Origin of the sequence: Vibrio sp. CUB2, assembly GCF_001557945.1 — a bacterium.
In the GTDB taxonomy this organism is placed as follows: Bacteria; Pseudomonadota; Gammaproteobacteria; order Enterobacterales; family Vibrionaceae; genus Vibrio; species Vibrio owensii.
The window spans coordinates 83,275-109,336 of the sequence record NZ_LNRB01000007.1; the positions used below are offsets into that span (position 1 = coordinate 83,275).

At 38.0% G+C, this 26,062-nt stretch carries 24 protein-coding genes; 6 read left to right on the forward strand and 18 right to left on the reverse strand.

Annotated features, from left to right (window positions below; translation table 11 throughout):
* Position 1: 1 nt before the first annotated feature.
* Entirely contained in the window at positions 2-745 is a 744-nt protein-coding gene (locus ATB78_RS13060; protein WP_061008861.1) for a YggN family protein, read from the reverse strand.
* Positions 746-804: 59 nt separating this feature from the next.
* Positions 805-1,284 carry a GreA/GreB family elongation factor gene (locus tag ATB78_RS13065; protein ID WP_005436729.1) on the reverse strand — a complete coding sequence of 160 codons (480 nt, stop codon included), beginning with the start codon at positions 1,282-1,284 and terminating at the stop codon, positions 805-807.
* Between the two features lie 76 nt (positions 1,285-1,360).
* On the opposite strand from ATB78_RS13065, the gene ATB78_RS13070 reads away from it, so the two are divergent.
* Positions 1,361-3,286: a RecQ family ATP-dependent DNA helicase gene (locus ATB78_RS13070; RefSeq protein WP_061008862.1), complete on the forward strand. Its 1,926-nt coding sequence runs from the start codon at positions 1,361-1,363 to the stop codon at positions 3,284-3,286.
* On the opposite strand, the gene dinB (ATB78_RS13075) is transcribed toward ATB78_RS13070, so the two are convergent.
* On the reverse strand, positions 3,283-4,284 hold the full coding sequence (gene dinB, locus ATB78_RS13075) for a DNA polymerase IV (protein WP_061008863.1): 1,002 nt from the start codon (positions 4,282-4,284) through the stop codon (positions 3,283-3,285). The genes ATB78_RS13070 and dinB (ATB78_RS13075) overlap by 4 nt on opposite strands.
* A gap of 179 nt (positions 4,285-4,463) precedes the next feature.
* Positions 4,464-5,513: a DNA polymerase IV gene (gene dinB, locus ATB78_RS13080; protein WP_061008864.1), complete on the reverse strand. Its 1,050-nt coding sequence runs from the start codon at positions 5,511-5,513 to the stop codon at positions 4,464-4,466.
* A 664-nt stretch (positions 5,514-6,177) separates the two neighbouring features.
* Here dinB (ATB78_RS13080) and ATB78_RS13090 point away from each other — a divergent pair.
* Positions 6,178-7,266 (forward strand): DUF4297 domain-containing protein, encoded by a 1,089-nt coding sequence (locus ATB78_RS13090; protein ID WP_061008865.1) that lies wholly within the window; start codon positions 6,178-6,180, stop codon positions 7,264-7,266.
* Entirely contained in the window at positions 7,263-8,915 is a 1,653-nt protein-coding gene (locus ATB78_RS13095) for a hypothetical protein (protein WP_061008866.1), read from the forward strand. Before ATB78_RS13090 ends, ATB78_RS13095 begins: the two co-directional genes overlap by 4 nt.
* 595 nt (positions 8,916-9,510) lie before the next feature.
* Here the strand turns inward: ATB78_RS13095 and ATB78_RS13100 are convergent.
* The 6 genes from ATB78_RS13100 to ATB78_RS13125 all read right to left on the reverse strand — a co-directional run bounded on the left by ATB78_RS13100 (position 9,511) and on the right by ATB78_RS13125 (position 15,770).
* Positions 9,511-11,610 carry a cysteine peptidase family C39 domain-containing protein gene (locus ATB78_RS13100; RefSeq protein ID WP_061008867.1) on the reverse strand — a complete coding sequence of 700 codons (2,100 nt, stop codon included), beginning with the start codon at positions 11,608-11,610 and terminating at the stop codon, positions 9,511-9,513.
* Positions 11,611-12,753, reverse strand: coding sequence for a hypothetical protein (locus ATB78_RS13105; protein WP_061008868.1), 1,143 nt, complete (start codon positions 12,751-12,753; stop codon positions 11,611-11,613).
* Positions 12,734-13,231 (reverse strand): GNAT family N-acetyltransferase, encoded by a 498-nt coding sequence (locus ATB78_RS13110; protein WP_061008869.1) that lies wholly within the window; start codon positions 13,229-13,231, stop codon positions 12,734-12,736. Before ATB78_RS13110 ends, ATB78_RS13105 begins: the two co-directional genes overlap by 20 nt.
* Positions 13,179-15,056 carry a YcaO-like family protein gene (locus ATB78_RS13115; RefSeq protein ID WP_061008870.1) on the reverse strand — a complete coding sequence of 626 codons (1,878 nt, stop codon included), beginning with the start codon at positions 15,054-15,056 and terminating at the stop codon, positions 13,179-13,181. Before ATB78_RS13115 ends, ATB78_RS13110 begins: the two co-directional genes overlap by 53 nt.
* Positions 15,043-15,486, reverse strand: a complete 444-nt coding sequence (locus ATB78_RS13120; RefSeq protein ID WP_155647805.1) for a hypothetical protein — start codon at positions 15,484-15,486, stop codon at positions 15,043-15,045. Before ATB78_RS13120 ends, ATB78_RS13115 begins: the two co-directional genes overlap by 14 nt.
* An 86-nt stretch (positions 15,487-15,572) precedes the next feature.
* Entirely contained in the window at positions 15,573-15,770 is a 198-nt protein-coding gene (locus ATB78_RS13125) for a hypothetical protein (protein WP_029848218.1), read from the reverse strand.
* Positions 15,771-16,067: 297 nt separating this feature from the next.
* Here ATB78_RS13125 and ATB78_RS30270 point away from each other — a divergent pair, with 297 nt between their 5' ends.
* Positions 16,068-16,196, forward strand: a complete 129-nt coding sequence (locus tag ATB78_RS30270; protein WP_276278861.1) for a hypothetical protein — start codon at positions 16,068-16,070, stop codon at positions 16,194-16,196.
* 47 nt (positions 16,197-16,243) lie between these two features.
* Here the strand turns inward: ATB78_RS30270 and ATB78_RS13130 are convergent, their stop codons facing one another.
* Complete coding sequence (locus ATB78_RS13130) at positions 16,244-17,041, reverse strand: IS66 family transposase (RefSeq protein ID WP_346393699.1); 798 nt, start codon at positions 17,039-17,041, stop codon at positions 16,244-16,246.
* A 156-nt stretch (positions 17,042-17,197) separates the two neighbouring features.
* A complete protein-coding gene (locus ATB78_RS13135) occupies positions 17,198-17,479 on the reverse strand; it encodes a hypothetical protein (protein WP_061008872.1) in 282 nt (93 codons plus the stop codon).
* A 167-nt stretch (positions 17,480-17,646) separates the two neighbouring features.
* On the opposite strand from ATB78_RS13135, the gene ATB78_RS13140 reads away from it, so the two are divergent.
* A complete protein-coding gene (locus ATB78_RS13140) occupies positions 17,647-17,901 on the forward strand; it encodes a helix-turn-helix transcriptional regulator (RefSeq protein ID WP_061008957.1) in 255 nt (84 codons plus the stop codon).
* A gap of 134 nt (positions 17,902-18,035) precedes the next feature.
* Positions 18,036-18,290 carry a helix-turn-helix transcriptional regulator gene (locus ATB78_RS13145; RefSeq protein WP_061008873.1) on the forward strand — a complete coding sequence of 85 codons (255 nt, stop codon included), beginning with the start codon at positions 18,036-18,038 and terminating at the stop codon, positions 18,288-18,290.
* 311 nt (positions 18,291-18,601) lie between these two features.
* Here ATB78_RS13145 and ATB78_RS13150 read toward each other — a convergent pair whose 3' ends face one another.
* From ATB78_RS13150 to ATB78_RS13170, 6 genes are all read right to left on the reverse strand, one after another.
* The gene (locus ATB78_RS13150) at positions 18,602-18,964 is read right to left on the reverse strand and encodes a hypothetical protein (protein ID WP_061008874.1); all 363 of its coding nucleotides are present in this window, start codon (positions 18,962-18,964) and stop codon (positions 18,602-18,604) included.
* A 158-nt stretch (positions 18,965-19,122) separates the two neighbouring features.
* Positions 19,123-19,674, reverse strand: a complete 552-nt coding sequence (locus ATB78_RS13155; protein ID WP_061008875.1) for a hypothetical protein — start codon at positions 19,672-19,674, stop codon at positions 19,123-19,125.
* Positions 19,667-22,450 (reverse strand): hypothetical protein, encoded by a 2,784-nt coding sequence (locus ATB78_RS13160; RefSeq protein ID WP_061008876.1) that lies wholly within the window; start codon positions 22,448-22,450, stop codon positions 19,667-19,669. The genes ATB78_RS13155 and ATB78_RS13160 overlap by 8 nt, the downstream gene beginning before the upstream one ends.
* A 9-nt stretch (positions 22,451-22,459) precedes the next feature.
* Positions 22,460-23,602, reverse strand: coding sequence for a hypothetical protein (locus tag ATB78_RS30110; protein ID WP_240537398.1), 1,143 nt, complete (start codon positions 23,600-23,602; stop codon positions 22,460-22,462).
* Positions 23,602-24,711 carry a hypothetical protein gene (locus tag ATB78_RS30115; RefSeq protein ID WP_240537399.1) on the reverse strand — a complete coding sequence of 370 codons (1,110 nt, stop codon included), beginning with the start codon at positions 24,709-24,711 and terminating at the stop codon, positions 23,602-23,604. The genes ATB78_RS30110 and ATB78_RS30115 overlap by 1 nt, the downstream gene beginning before the upstream one ends.
* Positions 24,704-25,936 carry a site-specific integrase gene (locus ATB78_RS13170; RefSeq protein ID WP_061008877.1) on the reverse strand — a complete coding sequence of 411 codons (1,233 nt, stop codon included), beginning with the start codon at positions 25,934-25,936 and terminating at the stop codon, positions 24,704-24,706. Before ATB78_RS13170 ends, ATB78_RS30115 begins: the two co-directional genes overlap by 8 nt.
* Positions 25,937-26,062: the final 126 nt, after the last annotated feature.

Genomic DNA, 26,062 nt, shown 5'->3' on the forward strand with positions numbered 1-26,062 from the left:
ATTAAATCGTAAAGACTTGGTAATCTTTTAATGCTGGAATCTTCTTCAGCAGATCTTGTTCTTCACCTGCCATATCATCCAATGATTCACACAAATCTTCCGCTTGTTTTTCGACGTCTTTCGAATGCTCAGCTAAGCGTTCTTGTACCTTGGCCTGCAGTTCCGTCATGCTTTCAGACAGCGCCGTTAAGTTCAAACCACCGTCTTCTTTCATCTTGACAGACAAAGCGTCAAATGCGCTGGTTAGGAATTCTTTGTTAAAGATTTCTTGTGCCTTTTCGAAGTCTTGTGACCATGATTCTGTCATCGAATCAAAACTGTCAGCAGGCAGAATAAAATCACCGTCTTTGTAGTAACGGGCTTCTACATCGGCAAAGAAATCCTTTACCGCAACCTTAACGTTATCAAACGAATCAGGCGCATCAAGGCTTACTGCGATATCATCGATTATGTCATTTGCTAGCGCTAAGCCATCACTCGCGAGCTGTTTCGCTTGCGGAATATAAGCATTCATCTTCTCGCGGTAACTTTCAATTGCCGCTTTTTGATCATCGTCTAGCTCGATCATTTCACCTTTGATGAACAAGTTATTGTCTTCATCGACGACCGCTTTTTCACCATTGGCATGTACGATTTCTAAATTCTGACCATCCATACGAACTTCGTTGTTAATATCAACGCGACACTGAGCTGCGTAGCCACTGGCACTGATAGTCAACAAGGAGAGCGTGAGCAGTTTCTTCATTACTTTCTCTTTTTCATGGTTATTCTGTTTAACTATAACAGCCACCTATGGGTGGGATGTCAGCAAATCGTCACGACTTCATAACAAGTTGTTTTATCGCCAATTTTCATCTCCACTTCCTCCCCTTCTTCTTTGCCCATCAAAGCACGACCAAGGGGGGATTTCGGCGTAAGAACAAACACCTCTTTGCCTTGCCATTCGACAGTCAGCCCACCAGAGCAAGGGCCGATAAAGAAGGCTTTTTCAACATCGTTCTCGTCCACTAATTCCACATAAGCACCAACCGCGATACGAGCATCGACAAAATCACGCAGCACAAGAGTGCGGTACTGGCGAAGCTCTTCTTCACTCTCTTGCACGCGCATCGCTTGCCCGTGCGCGAGGTAAGATGCCTCTAAAGCGAGTGTGTCGTACTTATGCTCTGGCACGGTTTCTTCATCCGTCGCAGCGTCAATCGCTCTCTGAGTCGAGGCATGAGCAACTTGCAGTTTATCTTCGAGTTGTTGAATGATTATTTGGACTAAATCGACTTTGTTCATACTTTTAGGGCGCGCGTTTGGCACTCAGGGTGTGTTAATGTAACCCAGTTTATCATCAAACCAAGGTTTCCCTATTATGCAAAGTGACTCGCTTCAGCAAACGCTTCAATCCGTGTTCGGGTTTGACTCATTAAGACCCGGCCAACAACCGGTGATTGAAGCTGTAATGAACGGACACTCAGCCGCTGCCATCTTCCCAACTGGCTCAGGGAAATCGCTTTGTTACCAGCTTCCAGCTACTCAGTTACCACACCTGACGTTAGTGATTTCACCGCTTCTTGCATTGATGAAAGACCAACTTAGTTTCTTACAAGGCAGAGGCATTGCTGCGGCATCTATCGACAGTAGCCAAAGCCGTGAAGAAACACAGCAGGTGATGGCTGGCGTGAAGAATGGGCATATCAAGATTTTGATGATCTCGGTAGAGCGACTCAAGAATGAACGTTTTCGCGAGTTCATTCGTCAAATTCCACTTTCTCTCATGGTGGTCGACGAAGCGCACTGTATCTCGGAGTGGGGTCATAACTTCCGTCCTGATTACCTTAAACTGCCGCAATACCAGCGTGAACTGAATATCCCTCAAACCCTCTTGCTGACCGCAACCGCTACGCCAGCAGTTATCGAGGACATGCAAAGTAAGTTTGATATCGCTAGCGAGAACATTACCGTTACCGGTTTCTATCGCTCTAATCTTGATATTTCGGTACTTCCATGTGAAGAAGAAAACAAGCTAACTCAATTGAGCGACATTATTGCTGCTGCACCGAAACTGCCAAGCATCGTGTACGTGACTCAACAGCAAACCGCAGAGCAAGTTGCTAACTCACTGATTCGTTTAGGTATCAATGCTCACGCGTATCACGCAGGAATGAAGAGCGACATTCGCGAAAAAATCCAACAGCAATTCATGGACTCGCAAATCGACTGCATTGTCGCCACAATCGCCTTTGGTATGGGTGTAGATAAATCCGATATTCGCCGTGTGATTCACTTCGATTTACCGAAATCTATCGAAAACTACGCACAAGAAATTGGCAGAGCGGGACGTGATGGGCAACGTTCGGAGTGTATTCTTTTGGGGAATACCTCTGGCTTAACGGTATTAGAGAACTTTGTTTATGGCGACACGCCTGAGCCAAGCTCAATCAATTATGTATTGGAGCAAATTCGCGAGAACACGCCTCAGTGGGAAGTGATGGCGCTGCGCTTATCTCGCGACAGCAACATTCGCCAACTGCCGCTGAAGACCTTGTTGGTTTACCTAGAGCTGGCAAAAGTGATTGAAGCCAAATACAGCTATTTCGCCGAATATCGCTTCAAGTTCTTACAAGACCGGTCTTTCATCCTCAATCAGTTCCAAGGCGAGCGTCGCCAGTTTATTGAAGCTATTTTTGCTTGCTCTACCAAAGCGAAAGTATGGTGTCAGGTGGATTTGGAAGCGTTATGGATGAACTATCAGTCTGAGCGCAGCCGTGTGGTTGCGGCGCTTGATTACTTCCACCAAAACGGTTGGATTGAATTGGAAAGTAAACAGCTCACGGATGTGTATTCGGTTCTCCCGGTTACTCAAAACCATGAAGCGACCTCTCAACATTTGGTTGAACTGTTCCAATCTAAAGAACAAAAAGACATTGAACGAATTCATACGATGTTGAATCTGTTCCAATCATCGGACTGCTTGAGCTATCAATTAGCGCATTACTTTGCTGATCACAATGCACCGACGCAATGCGGTCACTGCTCAGTATGTCGTGGACAAGTCGCATCATTCCCTCAGCCACAACAAGAGCAACCTGAACTGGCACATTTATCCGCTTGGGTTGATGAGTTTGTTCAGCTTTCACCAACGGCGATCAGTAATGCCGCCGTAGCTCGATTCCTATGTGGTATTAGCACGCCAATCATCACTCAACTTAAAGCCAGTAAACTTCGGGGCTATGGTTCAATGGCGAATGTCTCCTTTGAACTCGTGCTCAAGCAAGTTGAGTTAGCGCGAGCTTAGAAGAAACTCAATTGCCGTGCTTGTTCTTCAGGCTTGAGCATCACACTCAAGCCTAACAAGCGTATCTCTCGACCGTTTTGGCGCTTAAGAATATCTCTTAACAAAACTTTGAAATCATCCAGTTCTAGTTGGGGGTGAATGTGCTCAATCGTTGTGAGCTGAAAGTCAGCAAACTTGAGCTTGATACCCTGCTTGATGATCGATTTATCTGGACTGGCTTTTTCTAAGCGTCTCTCCAGTTCTGGGTACAGCTTATCTTCAATCACCTTCCAACATTCGTCGTAAGTCGAAATGTTTTCGCTAAAGGTTCGCTCTACCCCAACCGATTTACGTTCACGTTCCACCACCACTTCACGATCATCAATACCATGACTGCGTTTCCAAAGCGAAGCACCTTGACGGCCGAACTGACGCAATAGTTCACGGTAATCACTGTTTTTTATGTCTTCACATAGATAGAAGCCAGCCTGATGGAGCTTCTCTAAACTCACTTTGCCAACACCTGGGATCTTTTCCAAAGGCAATTTATCGACTACCTCTTGGACTTTATCGGGTGGAATCACAAACTGGCCATTGGGTTTGTTCATGTCGGAGGCGACTTTGGCAAGAAACTTAATCGGAGCAACGCCTGCAGATGCAGTAATTCCCAGCTCATTCCGGATATCATTACGAATCGATTCCGCAATCAAAGTCGCGGAACCACGACATACCGTAGAATCGGTGACATCGAGATAAGCCTCATCAAGAGAAAGCGGTTCAATAAGCGATGTATACCGTTCAAAGATGGTGCGAATCTGCTGAGAAACTTGTTTATATACGTGCATGCGCCCCGGGACAACGAGGAGGTTCGGACATAGTTGTAATGCTCTTGCGGTTGGCATTGCACTGCGTACACCAAACTTACGTGCTTCATAATTACACGTGCTGATGACACCTCTTTGCTTCTCATGGCCACCGACTGCAAGCGCAATACCACGGTAATTTGGATTGTCTCGCATTTCTACCGCCGCATCTTCGAACTTGTGGGTAGAAAATGTAAGTTTAACTGACTGAGTGAGTGAATGCGCTTTATAACATGGAGTTAGATGTGAATTTTTACTTACAAAAGCCCCTTACAAAAAAATCTGAGAAATTAATGTAAAAAATGGACATTTTCTTAAAAGTCCACTTACAAAAATCACAAAGGGAGTTGTAATTGATCAGTTGATTTCTTGGGTTCAATACCAACACTTAATCCGACTAAACGTATACTTCGACCATGACTTCTAGCAAAGGCTTCTTCGCATAACTTGTTAAAAAACTGCATATCCATTTCATCATACTTATGTTCAACCGTTGTTTGTTGAAAATCGTTGAACTTTAATTTTACACCGAGTTTCGTGATCACTTTATCTGCAAGCGCTTTTTCTAACCTTTGCTCTAATTCGACATACAAAGGCTTTATTGCAAGTATACATTCACCCAAGCTATGAATATCATTTAAGTATGTTCGTTCAACCCCTACTGACTTTCTTATCCTTTCGACAACAATATCCCTGTCATCAATACCATTGCATCTTTGCCAAAGTATGAGCCCAAACTTACCAAATTTTGAAATCAAAGCACTTTTGTCGAAATTCTTTACATCCTTTCCTTTATACAAACCGAGTTTGTTTAATTTCTCCAACGTGACTTTTCCGACTCCACTTATTTTCCCTAAATCCAATTGGTCTATGAAATTCTGGATTTCAGAAGGTGGGACGACGCAAATACCATTAGGTTTATTCACATCTGAGGCGACTTTTGAGACAAATTTTAACGGGGAAACACCAGCCGATGCCGTTAAGTTCAATTCTGACTCAATTGCCTTACGTATGTCCTGAGCTATCAGTGTTGCAGAACCTTGAAACAGCTTGGAATTCGTTACATCCAAATAGGCTTCATCTAACGAAAGTGGCTCAATGATATCGGTGTAACGTCTAAAGATTTCATGAATTTGCTTAGACACAGCCTTGTACTTTTCCATATTTCCAGACACCACCGTTAAGTGTGGACATAGTTGTAACGCTTTTGCTGTAGACATAGCCGAACGAACCCCAAAAGCTCTCGCCTCATAGCTACAAGTTGCAATAACGCCGCGATCATTTTTCCCTCCAACAGCTAGAGGAATTCCACGTAAAGATGGGTTGTCCCTTGCTTCTACAGAGACATAGTAACTATCGAGATCAATGTGAATTATTTTTCGCATACTTTAATCGATGTTTTTGAATGGTTTAAGTGCATAAACCTTTTTCAACACCTTTAACTGTATATTTGCACAGCATTATAGCAATTCAAATCCAGTTCTAGCAAAAGAATCTGACGATGCAGTTATTCAACTATATAGATGAAAAAGCCGAAACAATCCTTTTCCTAAATGCCCCAAGCCGAAGCTCATCAAATACTCTTAGACTCCCTCCGAAACCGTCTTCATAGACACGGGCAGCGTTACTTCCCCAAGTAACATTCGAGCCGTTACTTTCTTCAACCAACAGCAAAGAGCGGGAATTACTAGAGGCATTACGCTTAATGGGAATCTGAGGCTTGTTTGGCTCTCTCATATGGCAACATACTAGAAGACGAGGGATATGCGTTTCCTTGCTAACCCAAAAACTGATCACACAAAAACTGGGGGCATACAAACTCGTTTTGGACAGAAATCGGTTAGAGTCATAGCTTAAATTAATAAAGCATGAATCAACTTAAGTATAAACAAAGTCGCTTACTTAGCTTTCCTGTTTTGATGTTGCAGTTCACATATTCGTAACTATCAGAATTTGTTACCTAATAGTTCGTGCTAATGCTACTATTTGCATTCAATCGAATTAATGATGTGATTACGTGAGTCCATTGAACTAAACATAAGGGAGTATATGGGTTTAGCTGAAGCTTTGATTAGTATTCCACAGTCTGAAAGAGGCGGTGAGATTGCTCAACGTGGGTTTGACTATCAAACTTGCTGGGCGTTGTCTCAAATGCTGGAATATGAACTAGATGAAAAGAACTATGTGTTTATCTTCGAATATCATGATGATGTTCTTATTCTTGATGACGAAGTTAACCCAACAGACCTCACATTTGCTCAAGTAAAAACAAGAGAAAAACACTGGACTGCATCAATTCTGAGTAGTAGTACTAAGAAGAAACCCGTATCGATCATTGGTAAGTTATTTATTCATTATAAGAATTTCGCCGAATATTCACCTAAGCTACTTTTTGTTACTAATGCCTCTTTCAATCTGTGTGAGGAAAACGGTGGTAAGTCTTGTTTTGGTGCAAATGAAGTCAAAAAAGAGCATCAGACGAGCTTTAAGAAAGCAATCAAAGATCAAGTAGAGCTTGATGACTCCAGTATCGATCTTTCTGTCATGCGATTTGTCCAATCCTCATTAAGCCTAGATGACCACATTACACATCTAAAAGGTAAACTATGCGATTTCCTTAGCAAGAAGTTTGGCGATAGTACTAACCTGAGTGTCAATGCATTAGCATCTTTGCTTGAACAGGCGTGTCGAGACAAATCCAAGGTAAAATCCGCAGATATTATTGATTTTTCAGATCTTATCTCTCGAAAAGGTTTCTCATCAGAAGCGTTGAACGGTGTACTTGATTCCTTGAATGTAAGTAATAGTTTAAAGCCCGATTGGAACAAAGCGAGTCCCCTATTCACTGATCTTGGCAAAACATCGCTCCAGCTTATTATACTGCAAGCCACTTTCTCACAAGTTTGCATCGAACTTAACCAAAACACAAAAAATCCATCGACCGTATATCTAGAGTATGCAATTAGCCTTTACGATGAGGCGAGTGTCCACTCGGATTTGAAACTATACGTGACTGAAACTATGCACAAAATTGATGCACTTTGTCCAGATTATGCATTGACTCTAAAGTCAGGGAAGAAAGAATGTATCGTTGTTTACTCAGTGATCCAGAAGCTATTTGAGGGAGGTGAAGAATGAAAAGCATCTACTTCAAAAGTGCTCATATATTATCCCTTCGCGATAAGAAAGGGTTTTCTTTCAAGTTCTCACCTGACATAAATATCATTACAGGTGAGAACGACACAGGTAAATCTAGCTTTATTAAGAGTCTATATCATACATTAGGTGCCGATATTCGACTGGATAAAAAGTGGAAAGAAGATGACTTTGTTTCAAAAGTTGTTATTTGTGTCAGTAATCGTGACTACGCGTTTCTTCGCCACGAAAAACGTATTTCCATCTTCGATATAACAGAAGGACAAGAGCATCACTTAGTGACCTCTAGTTCTCGCACAGATATTGCTTTAACTGTACGTGATATTTTTGATTTCAATTTGGAACTTGTGACAAAAAGTAATTTGGTTCAGGGACAAGCACAACCAGCAAGTCTCTATCTTCCTTACTATATTGATCAAGATAACGGTTGGGGAAAAGTTTTAGATTCATTTAGCAGCTTGGCAATGTATAAGGACTGGCAAAATAATATCTTGAATTTTCATACTGGTGTAAAGCCAAAGGAATATTACACTTTACAAGGAAAGATTAATTTAATTGATATCGATCTTGTTGAAATCCGAGCGACGTTAAAAGCTCTAGAGGCAGCTAAGAAGAGATTCGAAGAGTCATTTGGAAGAGTACTTTTTGATGTGGATGTACAATATTATGAAGAGCTGCTTGAGCGCTTTCTTCACAAGTGCCAAGACCTACATAAAGAAGAGACAGAATACAGAATTAAGCTTATTGAAGTATTGTCTCTACGGGATGAACTAGTAGCAGAAATCGAAGAGTCGAAAAGACAGCTCGACGAAAATAATATAGATTCCTTGCCACCATCAGCAGGCTTAGAAGCGAGGTATGCGGTACTTGAACACAGAGACAAGCTGTTGCAAATCATACCAGAGTTGTATGAGCAAAAGTCTGTATATGATGATCAAATCACTAAAATAAAAGAAGATTTGAAAAATGCTAAAAGACTAAGCTCAGAACTCAAAGAGATGCTTCAGGAAGTCAAAGAGCAATTGTCTCTTCAGGACGTTATTAACTCTCAGGCAAGTAAGCAGGTTGAGGTGACTTTCGATGAGCAAATTAATGAATTGCTGCAAAAAATTGGTGAATTGGATGTTGCTAGAACTAAGCTTTCAAAAGAAATAGCAAAGTTCGAAGATAAGAAACGAGCAAAAGAAATCAATGACAAGTTTAAAGAGTCGCTGAAATTTGCACAAACTGAGTTAGGTATCAAAGATCCTAAAGTTGGAACTATTCTTCAATATGGTCCGATTTCTAAGAGCGAAACAGGCAGTCGTGCTCCAAGAGCAATATTGGCTTATCACTATGCTCTTCTCAAAACAATAGAAGACAAATCGACAAGCCCTATGCTTCCAGTGGTAATTGACTCGCCTAAACAGCAAGATCCAGATCCGCGCACAACGAAAAAGCTATTCGATTTATGTATTGATGGTCTATCAACTAATTGTCAACTAATTATCGGCTCTGTTTCATTAGAAAGAGAAACGAATCAGTTTAAAACGCTGACTATGACTGACAAATACAGTCTGTTAAAACCAGAGCTTTACAATCAGGTTTATCAAGAGATTATGCCTCTTTATCAAAAAGCTGCGTTATCATAACCTGAATCATTAATATGGAGACACACTCAACTAATGGGTGTGTCTCCACATAGTTACACTGGCTCTCAACTAAACTAGCCTATTCAATTAACCTAACTTCACCATCAGCTAGCTCATTGCAAATCTTGAGGCTGGGGCCTACATTGCTTTTTGTCTATCCATTAGCTCAAGTATTAAACATTAGATCTTAGTAACTTGCTCTACATAGAAACTAACTCTTTTTTGGACATTAATCATTTTTGGAAAATTGAATACTATAAATTCATAAATAAGTTCAGGTGTAGAAAGTTAATCCACTTTGAGTCTGGTATTGATGTTGCGGATCTCGATTGGCTTGCACTTCGAACTTCGAAGTGGTCGAATATTTTCTGCATAACAAATTTTAAAGACGTGATAATACATACTTGCACTTGGTGCTTTTCATTGCTTAAAAATTTTGACCAACTCTTAAGAAAAACTCAATTCTTCCGAGGGTATTACATAGGGACTGTTTATCTTGAGGTGTGTAGTTCTCGCGTAAAAACCAAAAGTAACTACAGTTCGTGTAGTGAACTAGACTATTATAAATCAGGCAGTATTCCACTATTTACCTGTTTCAATTATCGAGTACTTTTTCAGTTTTAGAGCTAACGAGATGAATACTATTATTGAATATTTTATACACGTAATCAGCAGAAGATATCGTTTCAGTCCTATGACTAATGAATACTTTTGCGACATTAATTTTCTTTAAATTATAATTTATTCTTATTTCTGATTCTTTATCTAGACTACTAGTTGCTTCATCCATAAATAAAATATCAGGTTTCTTGTATAAAGCTCTGGCTATGAGAATCCTCTGTACTTGTCCTCCAGATAAAAAACAATTATCCTCACTGATAATAGTATGATAACCCATTGGTAACTGAGAAATAACATCATGTACTAAAGCTGAATTAGCCGCAGATATCGCCAATTTTAAATCGCAATTCTTATCAAAAAAGCAGATATTGTCTAATATTGAACCTGAAATTATTTTATCATTCTGTAAAACACAAGAAATTTTATGTCTATATCTACTATCATTCCTTATGTTTACACCATCCAAAGTAATTTCGCCTTCATTTACATTTTTCAAACCAATCATCGCCCGAAGTAAGGATGTTTTACCACTACCAGATGGACCAACAATTGCAATACTGTCACCTGGCCTAACTATAAGATTAATATCTCTAATCAAACACCTTCCATTAGGGTTATAGATTGCAACATTATCGACAATCAACTCTTTAAAAAGACTAGAATCATTTAGATGGTAGGGCGAGTTATAAATAGGCTCTTGCTCCTCCAAAAAAATATCATTCACCTTATCCAAATCTACATTTATCAATCTCTTTTTAATATAATAATCTACAATAGATGATAATTTATCATAATATAGCCTGACATAAATAAATAAGATAATTATGCTAGATATTTCGGCGTTACTTCTATTGTCACTACTGATATATAAAAAGGTAGCCAGGATAGTCAATAGCATTAGGATATAACGATCAAGAGAGACATATAAAGAGTTTATAAAGTACAACACCCCCATATTACTTGATTTGTCAATAACCTTATTAGACCAGTTATCACTGACGTAATTTTCTTTTTGAAAAATTTTAATTGTATCAATATTTTTTACTATATCATAAAAAAAGCTAAGCTCATCTTTTTGTAAGCTCTTTGCTCTATTTTTAACCTCACATAGTTTGTTTAAAGGGAAATACCTGAGTGCAACATATAATACTGAAACTAAGAGTAGTAGTGAAAATAATCTATAATCAAATACAAAAAGAACCAATAATGAAAGAGATAGTAGTATCTTATCTGCGATTAGGTTTATAAATCCTACCGTTGATACTTCGATTATCTCATAAAGTGAATTGAATGACGTATATACATGAGAAGAGTTTCTTCTTTCAAAAAAACCAGATGGGAGAGATATTAAATGTTCAAAGGATTTTTTAATAACTCGTTCTTTATATAATCTACAAAGTAAATTTGTTTTTGATATGGAGAATAATGACAATGAAAATTCCAAAGTAATAAGCAGTACTATTGCTACTGTTAAAACATTCAACGCTTCGCTTCCACCAACTAAGTTAGCGTTTGATATCACTTCTCTAAAATATATTGGTGTCGATAAAAGTATAACTTGAACTAATATTAAACTAAATAAAATTAAATAGAAGTTGTGGTCAATTAATACAGGTTTAATAGCTGAAGATAGCTTAATACTTTCATTATCCTGGCTTGTCAGTGTCGCTATTTCGTCACTGTAAAGTTCCAGTAAAATTCCTGTAAACCTTTGACTAAAACTATCCTTGTCAAGACGAATACATCCTACTTCAGGATCATGAATAATGTATTGATCATTTTTTATTTTAGAAAGCACAACAAAGTGATTCATATCGAAATGAATAATTGCTGGTAATTGATTGTTTTGTATTCTCTCGGGTGATATCTTTAATGCTCTACTTGAAAGGTTCAGTTTTTTAGCTATGTTAGCGATATCATATAAACTTTGTCCATTTTTATAAGAAGATAATTCTCTAACATGTCTCAAATTTATGTTTGAACCATAATAGTTGGAGATCATTGTTAAACATGCGAGTCCACACTCATGAGATTCACTCTGTAATACTAAAGAAAGCTTTCTAAATAAAAACATCTAACCTAATTCCAACATTTCTTGATATTTTTTAATAATTAACTTATAGACTGGAATACTTTTCGTTTGGAAAAGTATATTAAATGTCATCCCTAACTCAAATGTTTCATTTCCAGCGTCAAAATCCAAATATATAACTTTAGATATGGTACCATCTTTTTTTAGTTGTTTATAACTAGTACGTTTAAGGATTTTTACGTCATATGGCTTATATATATTGTTCTTATCATAAGTGAAGGTAAGTTGAGCATTTTCTAACCCTTGAATTCTTTTAAATGTATCAATATCAAGAGTAACTTTTCCTATCAATTTACTACCTTGACGCTTAATCAAAGCGAGAGGTTGTCTCTTATGAACCCAATCATCTTCATTAACAATAATTGAATGAAATTCATAACCGATTGGTACTTGATAAAAAAAATCATTACTAATATCTTCAATTTCTTGATTAATATTCGAAATTTCGAAATCAATTTTAGTGTTTTTTTTCAGAAGTTCTTGTTTGTATGATTTGTAGTCTATATTGCTAATTTTTATACTCTCAATTTTATCTTCTAAACTACCAGAACTGATGATGGCATCAAGATTTTCTTTTCCACAAAAAATTAATCTGTCATAATTATCTTGAATATTAACATATTTTTTTTCATAAAGGTTTCGATAGCTTTCTGTTATTTCCGAACATCCTTCCTTTATCTTTAGAATGGAATCAATGGTTTTCCTATATCGAAAAGAAAGATTTTCTTTGAGTGCTTGATTAAGATTGTACTTGTTATCAATAAACTCTAACAGTAAGAGATTGTACTTTTTTATTTTGTTTTTGTATTCTATTTGGCTATCTAAATGTTTTATAAAGTAGGATAAATCTGATTTTCTAAGTTTTCTAGTTAATAGAATAGTACTTTCGTCACTACTATAGACATAACCATCGATGTTACTTCTAATGATTTTATATCCACCATCAAAATCAAGGATTCCTTCAGCATAGATCTTTGTAGGAACTGGAACAAGTGCTATGAACAATAAAGATAAAAACGATATACTTAATATCCACAGTTTAAACCCATTGCCAAATTGAATGCTACTTTTATAGATGTTATTTTTTTTATCACCTGACTCTATCTTACGAAATATATCTGCCATGAATTTTAATGCTCTTCATTAAATACATATTTTTATCTTTATCATAGTCAATTATTTCAAAAGAGTTTTTTCTATAGAATTCTATAACTTGGCTCATATCAGCATCAGAATGTAACTTTAAATTTCCGTTGAAATATAAATCAACCATTTCTAGTATTAAAGAACCATAACCATGATTTTGATGATTTCTTCTGATATAAAGAGAGTTCAAGTACGTGCTGTTAATATCAACTGACATATATCCAGCTATAGAATCATTTATTTTAAAAAATAAATGAGAACGTCTGTTATTCAATCCTTTCTCGTTAATTTTTTTCATCCAAAGTTTAAACTCATCTTTTCTACTTACCGTATAAAGATAAATACTGTCCATAATGATATCTTGGACAAGTTTTTCATTTCCAACAACTTCTAAAAACTCAATTCTATGGGTATGGGTGTGGGAATTCAGAAACGCTATGAGATCCGCTGTTATCATATAACCTATTAACTCCTAGAAATCGATAATTATGATCTTCTTCAATTTGAAGTAATTCAGGAATAATTACTTTTGTACAATATATTCCATATGATTTACTCATTTTACTACTCAAATCAATATAATAAGAATTTGGGAAAACATCTACTACTCGCGCTATTAGCTCTTCTGTACAACTTATATTTTTTGATTCGAGAATGTTTTTTTCTACGATCTTAGTGTTATGAGTAAAGTCAAATACAAAGCTATTTTTAACGTCTGCATAAAGTTCTATTCTATTAACGAATGTTCTAACGTTACAATAGTTGTCTCCAGGTTCGAATTTCTCATTAAATTTCAAATAATTTTGCCAACCAAAGCCTTGTATTATTTCTTCTAAAGCTCTAACTATAGCTTCTTCATAAGTTAGTTTCGCAGCAGCTCCTACCAAGTGATAAGGTTTCAGCCGTTCATCACTATTTAGTGTAGCAAGCACAAATACTGACGGCACTTTCAAGTCATGAGTCGAGGTATCAAATATTTTAACGTTATACTTATTTGTTGAAATTATTTTTAAAATTTTTTTTATTTCATCATTATGAATGAAATCATCAATGTTAATCTCTTTTACATCTTTACGCCTATTCCAAAATAATAAAGACGAGTCTCTTTCTATTAGCTCTAACAACCCAGAGCGTATAGATTCACTAATAGAGTCGCCTGCCGCAGTTCCTGATGTTGATAACTTGCAATAGATATCGCTGTTGTCGGGTGAATCACAAGTGTAAATAAGACTTGAAGGTATTAATACAGATTTATTTTTATCTAAATACTTAACAGAGGTCCATTCGACAAGATCAATACTTGATATCTTTGAGTACTTAAAATGTGGAGTATTATATTGTTCTTCAGAGAAAAATTTTGGAACAAAATAATTTCTACAAGTCGCACTTACTTCTTCTAGACTTGCTGTTAAGTCGATTTTTTTAAACCTAAGAGATAACCTTTCAAAACTCTCGCCTATATTTTTTCTTAGTGATTTATCAAAGTTGATCGAAACTCCGCCTGTCGTAACGTATTTTTTTCTATCTGAAAAATTAGCATTTACTAGTTCATCTAACGAGTCAGGGTAATACACTGTAGAAGTTAAATACTCAACTCCTTGGATATAGGATACGTCAAAAATATTCTTTATAATTCCTATGTTGTCATCAATTGCATCGTCAACTTGGAAGTCTCTATCGCAATAAAGTTCACTACAATCTGGATAGCACGGTATTTTTAGGGATTTTTTATTCTCGGAGTATTCTGCCACTCCTAAGCTATCATTTTTAGAAATTAAATCCAATATACCGATAACTTCAGAATGTGAAAACGAATTTTTTATTATATTGTTGTTTTTAACCACGTAATGGCAATAATCTATATTTAGAGAGTTAGCAAACAACCGTCTAAAAAAACATTTCCTGCATTCACCCAAACCAACAATAAATATCTTTTTTTCAAATGGTATTATATCAATAACTCCATCCCTGTTCGTACTACATATCTCCTCAAAATTGATTTTATTGTTAAATCTTATAATTGTCTTATCTTCTTTTTTACAAGAAAAATTATGGTAAACAACGTCCGAATCAAGACCTTTTAACTCAACAACAGAATCAAAATCGTATATGTAGTAGAGACCGTTACTAGAACTATTTTGTAAGTCATAATAATTTGATTTTCCACTTAACACGTCTAGCTCTTCTTTATTTACCCTATAAAATATGGATTGATCATCTTTTTTAAACACATATTTATAGTTATTATTGCTATCTACTTTTCCATTTTCAAAATATAACACTTATTTTCCCTGATTTAATGTCATCCACACTAATCGATATAAGTGGATGATAGCTTACACCACTTTTATGTTCTTCCTTATCAGCTAAGGCTAAAGAGTACCTAATATCTTCTTTAGATTTATGTATATACGACATATAAGTTGCTATTGATATGTCAACTATATATCCATCAACTCCAGTAAACCAAAAGTGATACTTTTCCCTTAAATTCAAATTGCTATCTTTTAGTTCTATTTTATCTTTTCCACCGAGGTGTTCACCGTAATCAATGACGTAACCAATGCTCAAGTGGCAATCACCATCTAGATAAGATAGAATTTCTTTTAAATTGTTTTTAAAGAAATCATTAGTATGTAAGCCTTTATGAAACTTAGTCTTTATTAACTTTAAAAGTCCATTTATATTGATAGTACATTTTTCACGTAGCATTACTGTCTTATAAATGCTTTTTTTATATTCATCTATATACATATATCATAAATTGGTGTCACATTGTGACACCAATACATTTAGCTTTATTGATAAGACTGTGACATTGATGTACACAGAGCGGCAATTTTCATTGTACTAAATTGAGCTAAGTCATCGTCAAATGAAAACGCACCAGCTCCTGATACTGTTTTCATTTCCTCAATTGTAAGTTCTGAATTTTTATTTTCGTCAAATTCAACTTTCTCAATTTTTGTACTAATTTTTTTGCTATTCAGATTCATTTTATTTTCCTTAATTAATGGTTAACAGCCTACTTGGCGCAAATTAAGGTAACAGAGGTGAAACGTACAAACAACATCTCGAAATAAAATAAGAACAAAATACTACAAATTTGCAACACTCTAAGCGAATGTTTTTTTGATAATTTTATCATATACTTATAATCATAAGTGTATTTTGAAGCTATTACTTCTCTACGGGGAAATGAAAATTTGGCACAACAATACTAACGATACTAGAGGGAGGAGTCTTTCACTAAAAAAGCCTCTACGGCTGCACTTACTAATCGTCACACCCTCATGCCCAAACTTCGTTACAAAACAACCAACTGGAAGCAATACAACAAGGCAAGCGAGTTAGACCGCAATCGATTCAGCGACTTAGCAATTACTACCACTTGGTATTCAATTGGTAAAAACAACTTATAACGTAAGCGCTCATTACTCAGCATAACTAATCGTCCAACCACAACGATTTAGTCTTTAGCCAAGTTCCAAGGTAGTAGCGCTTCTATTTGCTCAAGGGTTTCTGCGTATGGTAGTTGAGTAAGAAGGGTATGTAGGTAGCTATAGGGTTCCAGCCCATTCAACTTGGCGGTTTCAGCCAAGCTATAGCAGACTGCACTCGCTTTGGCACCTTGTTCGGTATCGGCGAACAGCCATGCCTTACGGCCTACCACGAACGGACGGATCGCATTTTCAGCCATGATGTTACTGATACGCAGCTCGTGGTGACCTGCGTAAACTACCAGTTTCGACCATTGGTTGAGCGTATAGTTGACTGGCTTGTAGGTTAAGCCATCTTTTGGGCACTTGCTGAGGCTCTTCTCCAAGAACGCTTTCAACTCATCTAAGAGTGGAACACTGTGTTCTTGGCGGTAGGCCAAGATATCTTCAGCTGTTATCTTTGGCTGCTTTTCCCTTAGGTCAGCCAACTGCCGTTCAACACGGTAGAGCTTGTTGATGGTGTTAAGCGCGATATCCGCTTTACTTACTTTAACGTTTTTACCTTTCGGTTGTGCTTTCTGCGCATCCACGAACATGCGGCGAGCATGATCCATACAGCCTACATGCGTTAAGCCATATTTCTTACAGGCAGCATAGTACCCCGCATAACCATCGGTTTGCAGGTAGCCTTCGAAGCCTTCAAGTAAATCCACGGGGACATCGCCACTACGAGAGGGCTCGTAGTGGAACAACACACTTTGCTGGGTGGGTGAGCCTCCTAACGAGACCCACATGTACTTATCTGAGGTGATTGAGTTCAATGCCAATGGAAAGAATATTATTGCAGAGGGTAACTGGTAGCGTTTCAGCTAAGGGTTGTACGATGTAAGACCAAAGCTTTCGCAACCATCTCGATTAGAAGTTTATAGAGGAGAGTTTGTGTTGTCCAAATACTACTTGTGCTCGCAAACTCTCTCATGCTGCTAACCTTCGATGATTAGGGGGACGTTGCCGTTAATGATCTCCGTAAGTCCTTTCAAGCCATCAGAACAGTACATCAAACTACAATAGTCAAAGTACAATTGAGCGTTGTATCGACCCGCGCATTCACTCATGTTGAAACTCTCCATTTCTTTGAGGGCTCCATCATCAAACTCGTAGCCATTCTCGGCATTCATATACATCCATATAGCACCAATACGAGACAGCATAATATGATTGTTTGATTGTTCGAATTCTTCACTTTCATTCACAATATCAGGCACTTTTCCTCCTTTTTCAATTAATTAGAATGTGGCTAGATTTTAGGAAAACCACTAAATTGACAATAATTATTAACTGTATATTATGTCTAGTCCCCAAAATAGGGACAAGCAAATGATACATCGTCCCCAATTTGGGGACAAACAGTATAAAGCCAGATAATGTCCAGATGATTAAGTATGTAAATCATCCAAAATATGAAGCGTTGATAGCTTGGCTTAAAACTGCTCGCCTTGAGCAGGGCTTGTCTGTACGTGAATTAGGCGTGAAAATTGATGAATCGCATCAATTTGTGAATAAAATTGAACTCTGCCAGAGGAAATTGAACGTTTTTGAGTTCGTACAGTACTGTGATGCTCTCGGATTAGATCCCAAAACAGGTATTGAGCTATTATCTAATGTAAAAAAACAAAGACAAGTGTAGCCCGAAGCTAGGGAGTTTTTGGGACACTTGCCTTAGCAAAAAGAAACTGTACGTGGGTTCAATAATGTTAGCCATATAGCTAACATTTATTTTGAATGGCAAAAACATAGCCATATAGCTAACTTTGAGAATTTATGACTACACGTTACGACATCGGAAAACAGATAAAGCAGAGAAGAAAAGCAAAACGATTGACTCAAGTACAACTTGAAAAAATGACTCGCATTAACAAAACGACGATTTCGGAAATTGAGAACGGTAGATTTACCGGCTCTTTCGATATTTTTGAACGATTACTCGATTCACTAGATTTACAGTTTTCAGTAACCCCAAAAATTCACACCTTGCCCGACTGGGATGAAATTGAAACCGTCTTTAGAGAGGATTGATGAGTCAATCTCACCGAGTTTCTATAAACTGAGTTTTTTGTTTAGGACGCTCACCGTTCCTCTTGACCTCCCGCCCATTCACCTCGGCAGGTATTTAATATCTAAAACACCGACTATGTTTTTGTTGCGGTACAGGCTTAGGAGCCGATGACCGCAATAGGCGCTTGCATCTTTGGGGCCTGCTACGCAGAAAAATAATGACCGTTTACTAGCAGTACATTGACCCAAAAACGTGACAATTAGCCACCGCTATGAATCACACAAATGACTTGCACTGCTACAAGAACTACCCTTTTATCCCCACCCAAACTTTAGTTAATCAGACTCTTTATAGTCTCTGCCATGTTCACCGTAATTAGAAAGTCTAGTGGTAGTCTTCCTGTTTGTTCTTTGCTGTCTGAGCAAACCCTTTTTTCATAGATAAACTTGTTTGCCTCTAACCACTCAATAACACCAGTTTCAACTTCAACTTCAAAGTCACTTTCCATCAAGTACGCTGAAGTCAACAGTATGGAGGCGTCATGGTACCGAACTACAAACTGATGTTCACCTTCCATAAGGTCTACAATAAAACGATTTCCATTACCACCAAAGGTTAGTCTGATATCCTCATTCGTTAATACGATTGAGTCAGATACACCTTTATACTCACCTATCACATTTTGACAACCCATAAACCTCTACCGTTAAACATTCCATAACGTTACCCTTAAAAAATTATAGTCTGAATAAAATGATATGCCCGTTCAAATTGAAGATGCAGGTTTTAGTAGCGACATCGTTAATGTTAGGTAACATTCCAGTTCTAACAAGGTATAGCTTTTTGGACGCTTCATAGAAGCCCTAACTTTCTCTTTAAGTCGATAGGTAGGCCAGCTGCGGCTAAATCCAATATTTCTTTCGTGCTGCGACTTTTGAGTTCATTGTACTTCTTTTCTAAAGATTGGTGACTTTGAACAATGACTTCTTTTTTCTTAACTCTGATGCCCGTTTTTTTTCTGTTTAACTGCTTATTTTGTTCAAGCTCATGCATCTCTAAAAGTTCTTGATTAACATCATCAAAGAAGGCTTCAATGTCTTTACTGAATGAGGACGCATTAAAAATACTTTGTGCTGACCGCCCCACAACTTTGGCTACGTTAGACTTTTTAATTTGGTAGAACTTCTTAGTCTTTTTTGTTGCTACCTCACCAAAGCTTGAAATCGCTTCTTCGGCTTCCTTCTTCAAATCAAGAATGGCATGGTACGCTTTATGGGTTGTATGCTCTGGATCATCAATAACCCATGCTGGTTGTTCATTCTGAGCAGGTTCGGTAGAGGCATCATCTAACGAGTCCATAAACTCATCCGACATAAGTGCATCTAAATCAACATCACTATGCATAGAGTTCTACCTCTTCCTTAACCTTACTTTCTATCGCATTCATTGCTTTAGTAATTGCAGCTAAAATTTTATCAACACTGTCAGCATTCTTTTCGTTTCTAAGCTCTTTAATGCGCTTCCAGCTTGATTTGAGTGTTGGTAGGTGCGCCTCTAACAAGAAACCAAAAGCGTGCTCCTGGAACGCCTCTTTCACCATTGGTTGAATCACTCGCCATATCCCTTTGATGTTGCCCTCGGTGATGAGTGCATTGGTACAATTCAGACAAAACTCAGGCTTGGCATCTTGTGGGTTTAACGACCCCATTTTCGAACATTTTGCTCTAGAGTTCGTACCATCACGAGGAATGCAAGTAGCGAAAGAATTCACCTGAACATCAATGATACGACCACTTACCGTCTCTCTTAGAGCAAGCATCCCGTTATTATCTTTCACTTGCGTTAATGATGTCGCTTTTTTCACGAACTGCGCCAGGCCGCCTACGTATTTTTCACCAACTTGCTCTGACTCTATAATCAGCAACTCGACCAATGAGTTTAGGTAACGCTGCTTCGCTGATTGCATTAGCCCTCTAGCATCTTTATCTCTTAGATACGCCATAAAGAACGAATTATTTAGGTGGGCAAACTGATGGCGAATGACCGCCCCCACATCCCCCTGATAGCGCGTGAGAACTGACTCTGCCCATATATGTCGAAAAGCGTGAGGAGACGGATAACGCACACCTTCTAATAACTCAGAGACAATATCTTTCATTGTTTTCATATCACTCAAATCTACTGAGCCACTAGTTAGCAGTGCTTTCGTTTCATCGGAAAGATAAGTTTCGAAAATTTCCTGATGCTTTGTATTTTCAAGAGGCTCACCTTTAGAGAATAAAATAATAGCGGCTTTCAGTTTTGTGTGAGCTGTAACGGAGTCAAAACCTGTACAGGACAGTCTCAACCAATCTTTTTTCACTTCTTGCGCACAAGAAAGCAAGTTCTTATAACGAGCACTGCCAATACTGTATTTGTCTGACAGTAATTCTAATTCTGTTTGTTCATCAATCGTCAACTGAGTAATGTGCTTTTCACTTAGAGTATCAAGCTTAATCACATCATTAAAAGGTTGGTAAGCTCTGACAAAGCCTTCCCAGTTGGCTTTCACTCTATTCTCAATATATGTCTCAGACTGATTAATGTTTTCTCTTTTAGCATTTGCTGTGTATGAATACAGGCACGGCTCAACACCTTCACGCCCAAACACCTCATTTAATTGTGCAGCAACTTGATAACATTGAGAGGTAATTTCTCGATTAATTTTGGTCGAAGCTCCCGTTTTAGGGACATACCACTTAAGCTTGAAGCGAAATGGCACATGCGCATTGTCGAGAATATCCAAATTCGGTTCAGAGTGTATCGCACTCAATGGAAAACCGAATTCAGATTGTCGGTAGCCTGTCCACGCCACAACAAGGTTAGTCATCGCATGCAATGGAATATCTATAACTGCTTTAAAGCTTTTATACGTTTTGGACTCTGAATAAGACAATTGTTTATTTGCCCAAGTGCCAATATCAGCAAGAAACGGCTCTCTCCCCAGTCTTTGTTTAGAGACAATGGCTAGCATTTTTTCGTACACATCATCTACGGATAATTGGCTTAACGATTCAGCCTCTAAAAAGGTTTTACCTAGGGAAAGTAAGTAGCCTTGCCATACCTCATGGGTTGTCTTATTCCCCTCCAAACCTAAGTACTTTTGCAGTATTAATACTCGGATTAATTCCACTGCATCACTTCGAGAGGATAAGCCTAACTCAATAACTAATGCTTCAATAGATTGGTCTTTTAAAGAGGTTACCAACTCAAATCGCTTCGAGTACTCCTCAAAAAGCGCATCTCTCACGTCCACTGCAAGAGCATTAAAATTAATCCCTACCCTGTGGGCAGTAGGCTTGTACTCCACATCTCTTAGTATCGCTGCAAGCATGACTTCACGAAGTGTATTAGATGAACCATTATCTACACTCTTCATCCCATATTTAGTGCCGATACTCTCAAATACCAACCTACATACGGAAGCATACAGAAAGTCGCTTTGATAAACCTGATTAAGATGGTCAACGTAGTACTGCCCCAACTCAAGCCCTAGAAAGTTAAAGCTACCACCTTTTTTAAACTCAGCGAGCGTGGTGCTGTATTGTGCTTGACAAACTTCATCTAAGCTCATTTCAATTTTCTTTCGTGTTAGAGAGGAATCAATAACGCCAACCACACCAAGCGCTTTGAGGTTGTTTCTTATTGTATGGAATGGAACTTTTTTAATTGCCCCTCGATAAGAAGGCGTAGATATGCGACTAACAAACCCATACTGGTTGACGGCTCTCCCCATAAACGACGTCCAAAAGGATTCTAGTAACGACACAGTAAGGCTTGTGGCGCTATTCTCTTTAAAGAAGGCGAAAATGTGCAACATCATTTTATAAGCAGAAAGAACTCTATCAGTACTCGTAGGAGTGATAACACTAAAGCAAACTAACTTTGCATATTCCTTCGCATTCAAAGGGTAGTCATACCCATCCTTTAAATAAGTTGCTATGGATTCATGGTTAAAAGCAGGCAAATCAAACCATGAAAAATCTAACGTTGTGGCGCTGTCATTCTTTGTAGATTTAATGTGCCAAATATCAGAATATAAATCACCATGCTCACTCATGAAATATGCGCTGGCGATCAACTTTAAATTCTGATCATACCAAAAACTATCAATTGGATCTTTTAACACGCTTAGCGCCATCGCTCCCCCTTACATTGAATGAAAGACGCTCATTACCACGCCATTTTTTATCATTAAGTAAAACAACTCCCGACCTTCACGCTGTGACGCTTTGCTCATCTTAGGTAGGGTGTCTTCTAGCCATTCCACAGTCGGTATCACGGTTTTAAACAAGTGTTCAGGGTTATGAGAAAGGAGCTTCTTATAATTCTTTTTGAATTCATGGAGGTAATTGTGCATTTTTAAAACCGTGATAGGGCTATCTGAAACATAGATTGGCGATAACGCTTCGTTTCCTTTTTGGTCACTCAACGCCATCACGCCCACCTCATTAACACGCCCATTCTCTTGCTCTGTGACAACTCTAAGCCTCGCATTCATTTCTTCATGTTTGTATGCAATCAAATCTGTGACTGCCATGAACTCACTATTAAATGCTGTGACTTGTTTTTCATTCTCAGGTTCAAAATTTAAGTTAAAAACATTCTGAATTAAATCCAGCATCACCTCACGAGTAATTCGACCAGAGCTATTCATCCATTCTTCATTCTCTTCGGTTAAGTAGCTTACTTTCTCGGTTTGGTTTGAGTGGGAATTGCGATTAATTAGGTAATTCAAGGTGTATGGGTCACTAAATGCATGAACCGCACTATTTTTAATAGCTTGGAGACCAAAAATGGCTTTCTGACAAGGCGATTGCGATTGAGCAACTAATTTACGCCTCTCATCTGGCATTATTTTTTTAGGGTTATCAATAACATTTCCAGGATGAATACCGTGTGAAATCAGGGCGCAAATTGCTTGAGGCATTAGATTGGGTAGTTGCTGTTTTTCGTGCGCAACTTCAAGCTTTTCAGACAAATCGCTTATTTGAAGTAGCGCATTAAAATCACCTAAAAGTGAATTGATTTTGTAACTAATCACCAAGACTTGCATAGTAAAGAATGGCAAGCCTTCACCTTGCTGTTCAAGCAACTTTAAAAGCGCTTTACCTTCTGGTGTTCGAACGGACAAAGAACGGGTTGTATGAAACACTTTAGCCCGACCTTTAAAATACTCACATTCAATATTGGTGACTCTCCCGCCAACTTTCATCAATCTAAAGTCAGAGTGTGTCAGCTTAGGTATATCAGTCGGTTGCACTGTTAAGCTTGCCATTAACCAAGCAAACATTAGTCCCTCATAGAAGTCAGTGTTTTTGATGAATCACCCTTTAACACATCCTTAATCCACTCAATAGAGAAAAGATCGCCATCTAGTGATATAGTAAAATTAAGTTCTGTGAACTTCACATTAACTTTCGCTTTGTCACGCTCTTTATTCAAAAAAAGTCTATCACACTCATCCTGACTCTTTAATGCAGAAGAAATCGTGCTGTAGGCATCTAAACTACTTGAATTAGAAAGAATGACAGTCCCTAGTGCTGCTTTAAGTGCATTCGATGGATTATCTTGCTTGTGGTAAGCAGACAGCATCAAATAAATGATATTACCAACTGCTTTACGCCTATCAGAATAACTATCCTTTGACTCAATAGCTAACCAAGGACTTAACAGAGATTTTATACTCGTAAGTAGAGCTCGCAGTTCATCTTTATAGGTCTTCAGTTCAAAAATGACAGTAGCTGCGGTTAGGCTTAATGAATTCACCGCCAGCTTTGGGGACGCAAGAGCAGAATAAAGCTCACTTCCAATACCAATATCGCCTCTTCTTAACCAATCTAACGCACCGAAATAACTGGCTATGGATTTTGGGGATTTATTCAGGTTAGGAGTGTGTTTCGTCTTGCGAAGCTCAATAATATACGCATACTCATCACTACTTAACTCTTCTCTTAATGAGTCAGACTCAATGCCGTAACCCAATACAGTCTTTAAATTAGGTAATGGACTAGAACCACCATGACTCTCTAACTCATCCATACGGTCGGTTTCGTAAAGTTTTAGTATTTCGTAGCGGTTTTCAATTTTATGGGCATTAAGCCATGCAATGAATGGTTTGGCTACTTTCGAAAATAATCCTTTTGAAGTAACCGCAACGCTTTTATCAAAAAAGGCGTAGTTATAAGCCGCAATCATTGCCTTGTAGATAATCGCTTTATCGGAGTCTTCTGTGTCTGTCATGGATAGGGTATAAGCAGCATTACCAATACCTGATTTAGGGATGGAAATAGACCGAGCCGAAAAAGGCAGCGCTAGCAATGTAATAGGTTGCTCTTTCATAAATTCACTGGATAGCGCCTTTTCTATCTCAGCGCTAGAAAATTCCTCGAAATTACCCATGAACCACCTCCTTTAGTAACTGCTCTCTCTGACCACAAGCATGAATGTACACTTTGGTGGTTTGGTTTGAATACTTGCTATCTACTTTGTGTCCTAAGCGCCTTGCGGTTTCAATGTACACCGCAGATTCCGTGGTAATCGATTCGTACGATTTCTTTGCCTTTTGGCAACCTTCATGAAAAACATCAGTGCCAAATGAGTGTCTTAAGTGGTGGTAGCTCAGCGCTTCATCCAACTCTTGATATCCTGCGTAAGCTTCTGGATTCTCTTGCATTAACTTGCGCACTTTCTTTAGTACATCGGCAAAAACATCACTTCCAAATCGCTTAGATACAACTTTGCCTCGACTAGTATTAGCTGAATTTGATACCAGTAACTGATTGCACTCCGTTTTTGTTCGCTCCAAATCATAATATCGCTTCATCAATACAAGGTGATTGCGCGTAATATAAAGCTTTCTCTTTGAACCAAGTTTTGCATGAAAAGAAGCTAGATGATATTCGAATTCTTCTTTATCAGGGTTATCCACCATATCTTTAAAAAGGGTCAATAAGCCTTTTTGAGTAGAGCCATCAGCTTTAAAGTCCTCCAAGTAAAATCCTTGGTTTTCACGAGTTCGACAGCCAAGTTCCCCACCATTTCGGAGTATGATTTCATTTAATAAGGTGCTGCAATTTCTATAAAGCAACTCTCTTGTTGCTGGAAGGAGGTATTTTATAATGAGTTTCGACTTGTTATTTGAACGAACAATTTCTCTATTTTCTGAATAAATAAAGATTTTCTTATATGGTGTATCAAAAAAGTAAGAGAGCCAGTTGTAATAACTACTTAGTGACACCACCGCTCGATTAACGACAACTTCACTCGCTTCCATCGTCTGAATTAGATGGTCGTTAATGAAGGTATTCATATATTCAGCAGGAAGAGCAGTATGGTTATCGAGTGTAAGTAGGGGGTGAGCTGATCCTTTGGCGTAATCTTCTAACCACTCGAGGAAGACGCCCAATTTCTCCCCCCTGACATATTGAGCATCTTCGCCAATTTCATCCTCCTTGAATTGGAACTCATATTGTTCGGTCTCAGGGTTCTTTACTTTCTCATGGAAAACAGAAAGCCCATTCAAGGTGGTATAACGATTATAAAGGCAAGGCAACAGAAGTGGCACATCGTCATCATCAAGATAAATCCAGTGCTTGTTGTAAGTTATATCATTTATCCTTTGCATACATTTTTCCCATTGCATCACCACCATTGAGTAAAGGATAGTAGGCAACAAGAATACATACAAATTTTATCTTAAATTAATACCCTCAAGTTTAGAAACAATCCATATCCACGTGAATAATTTTTC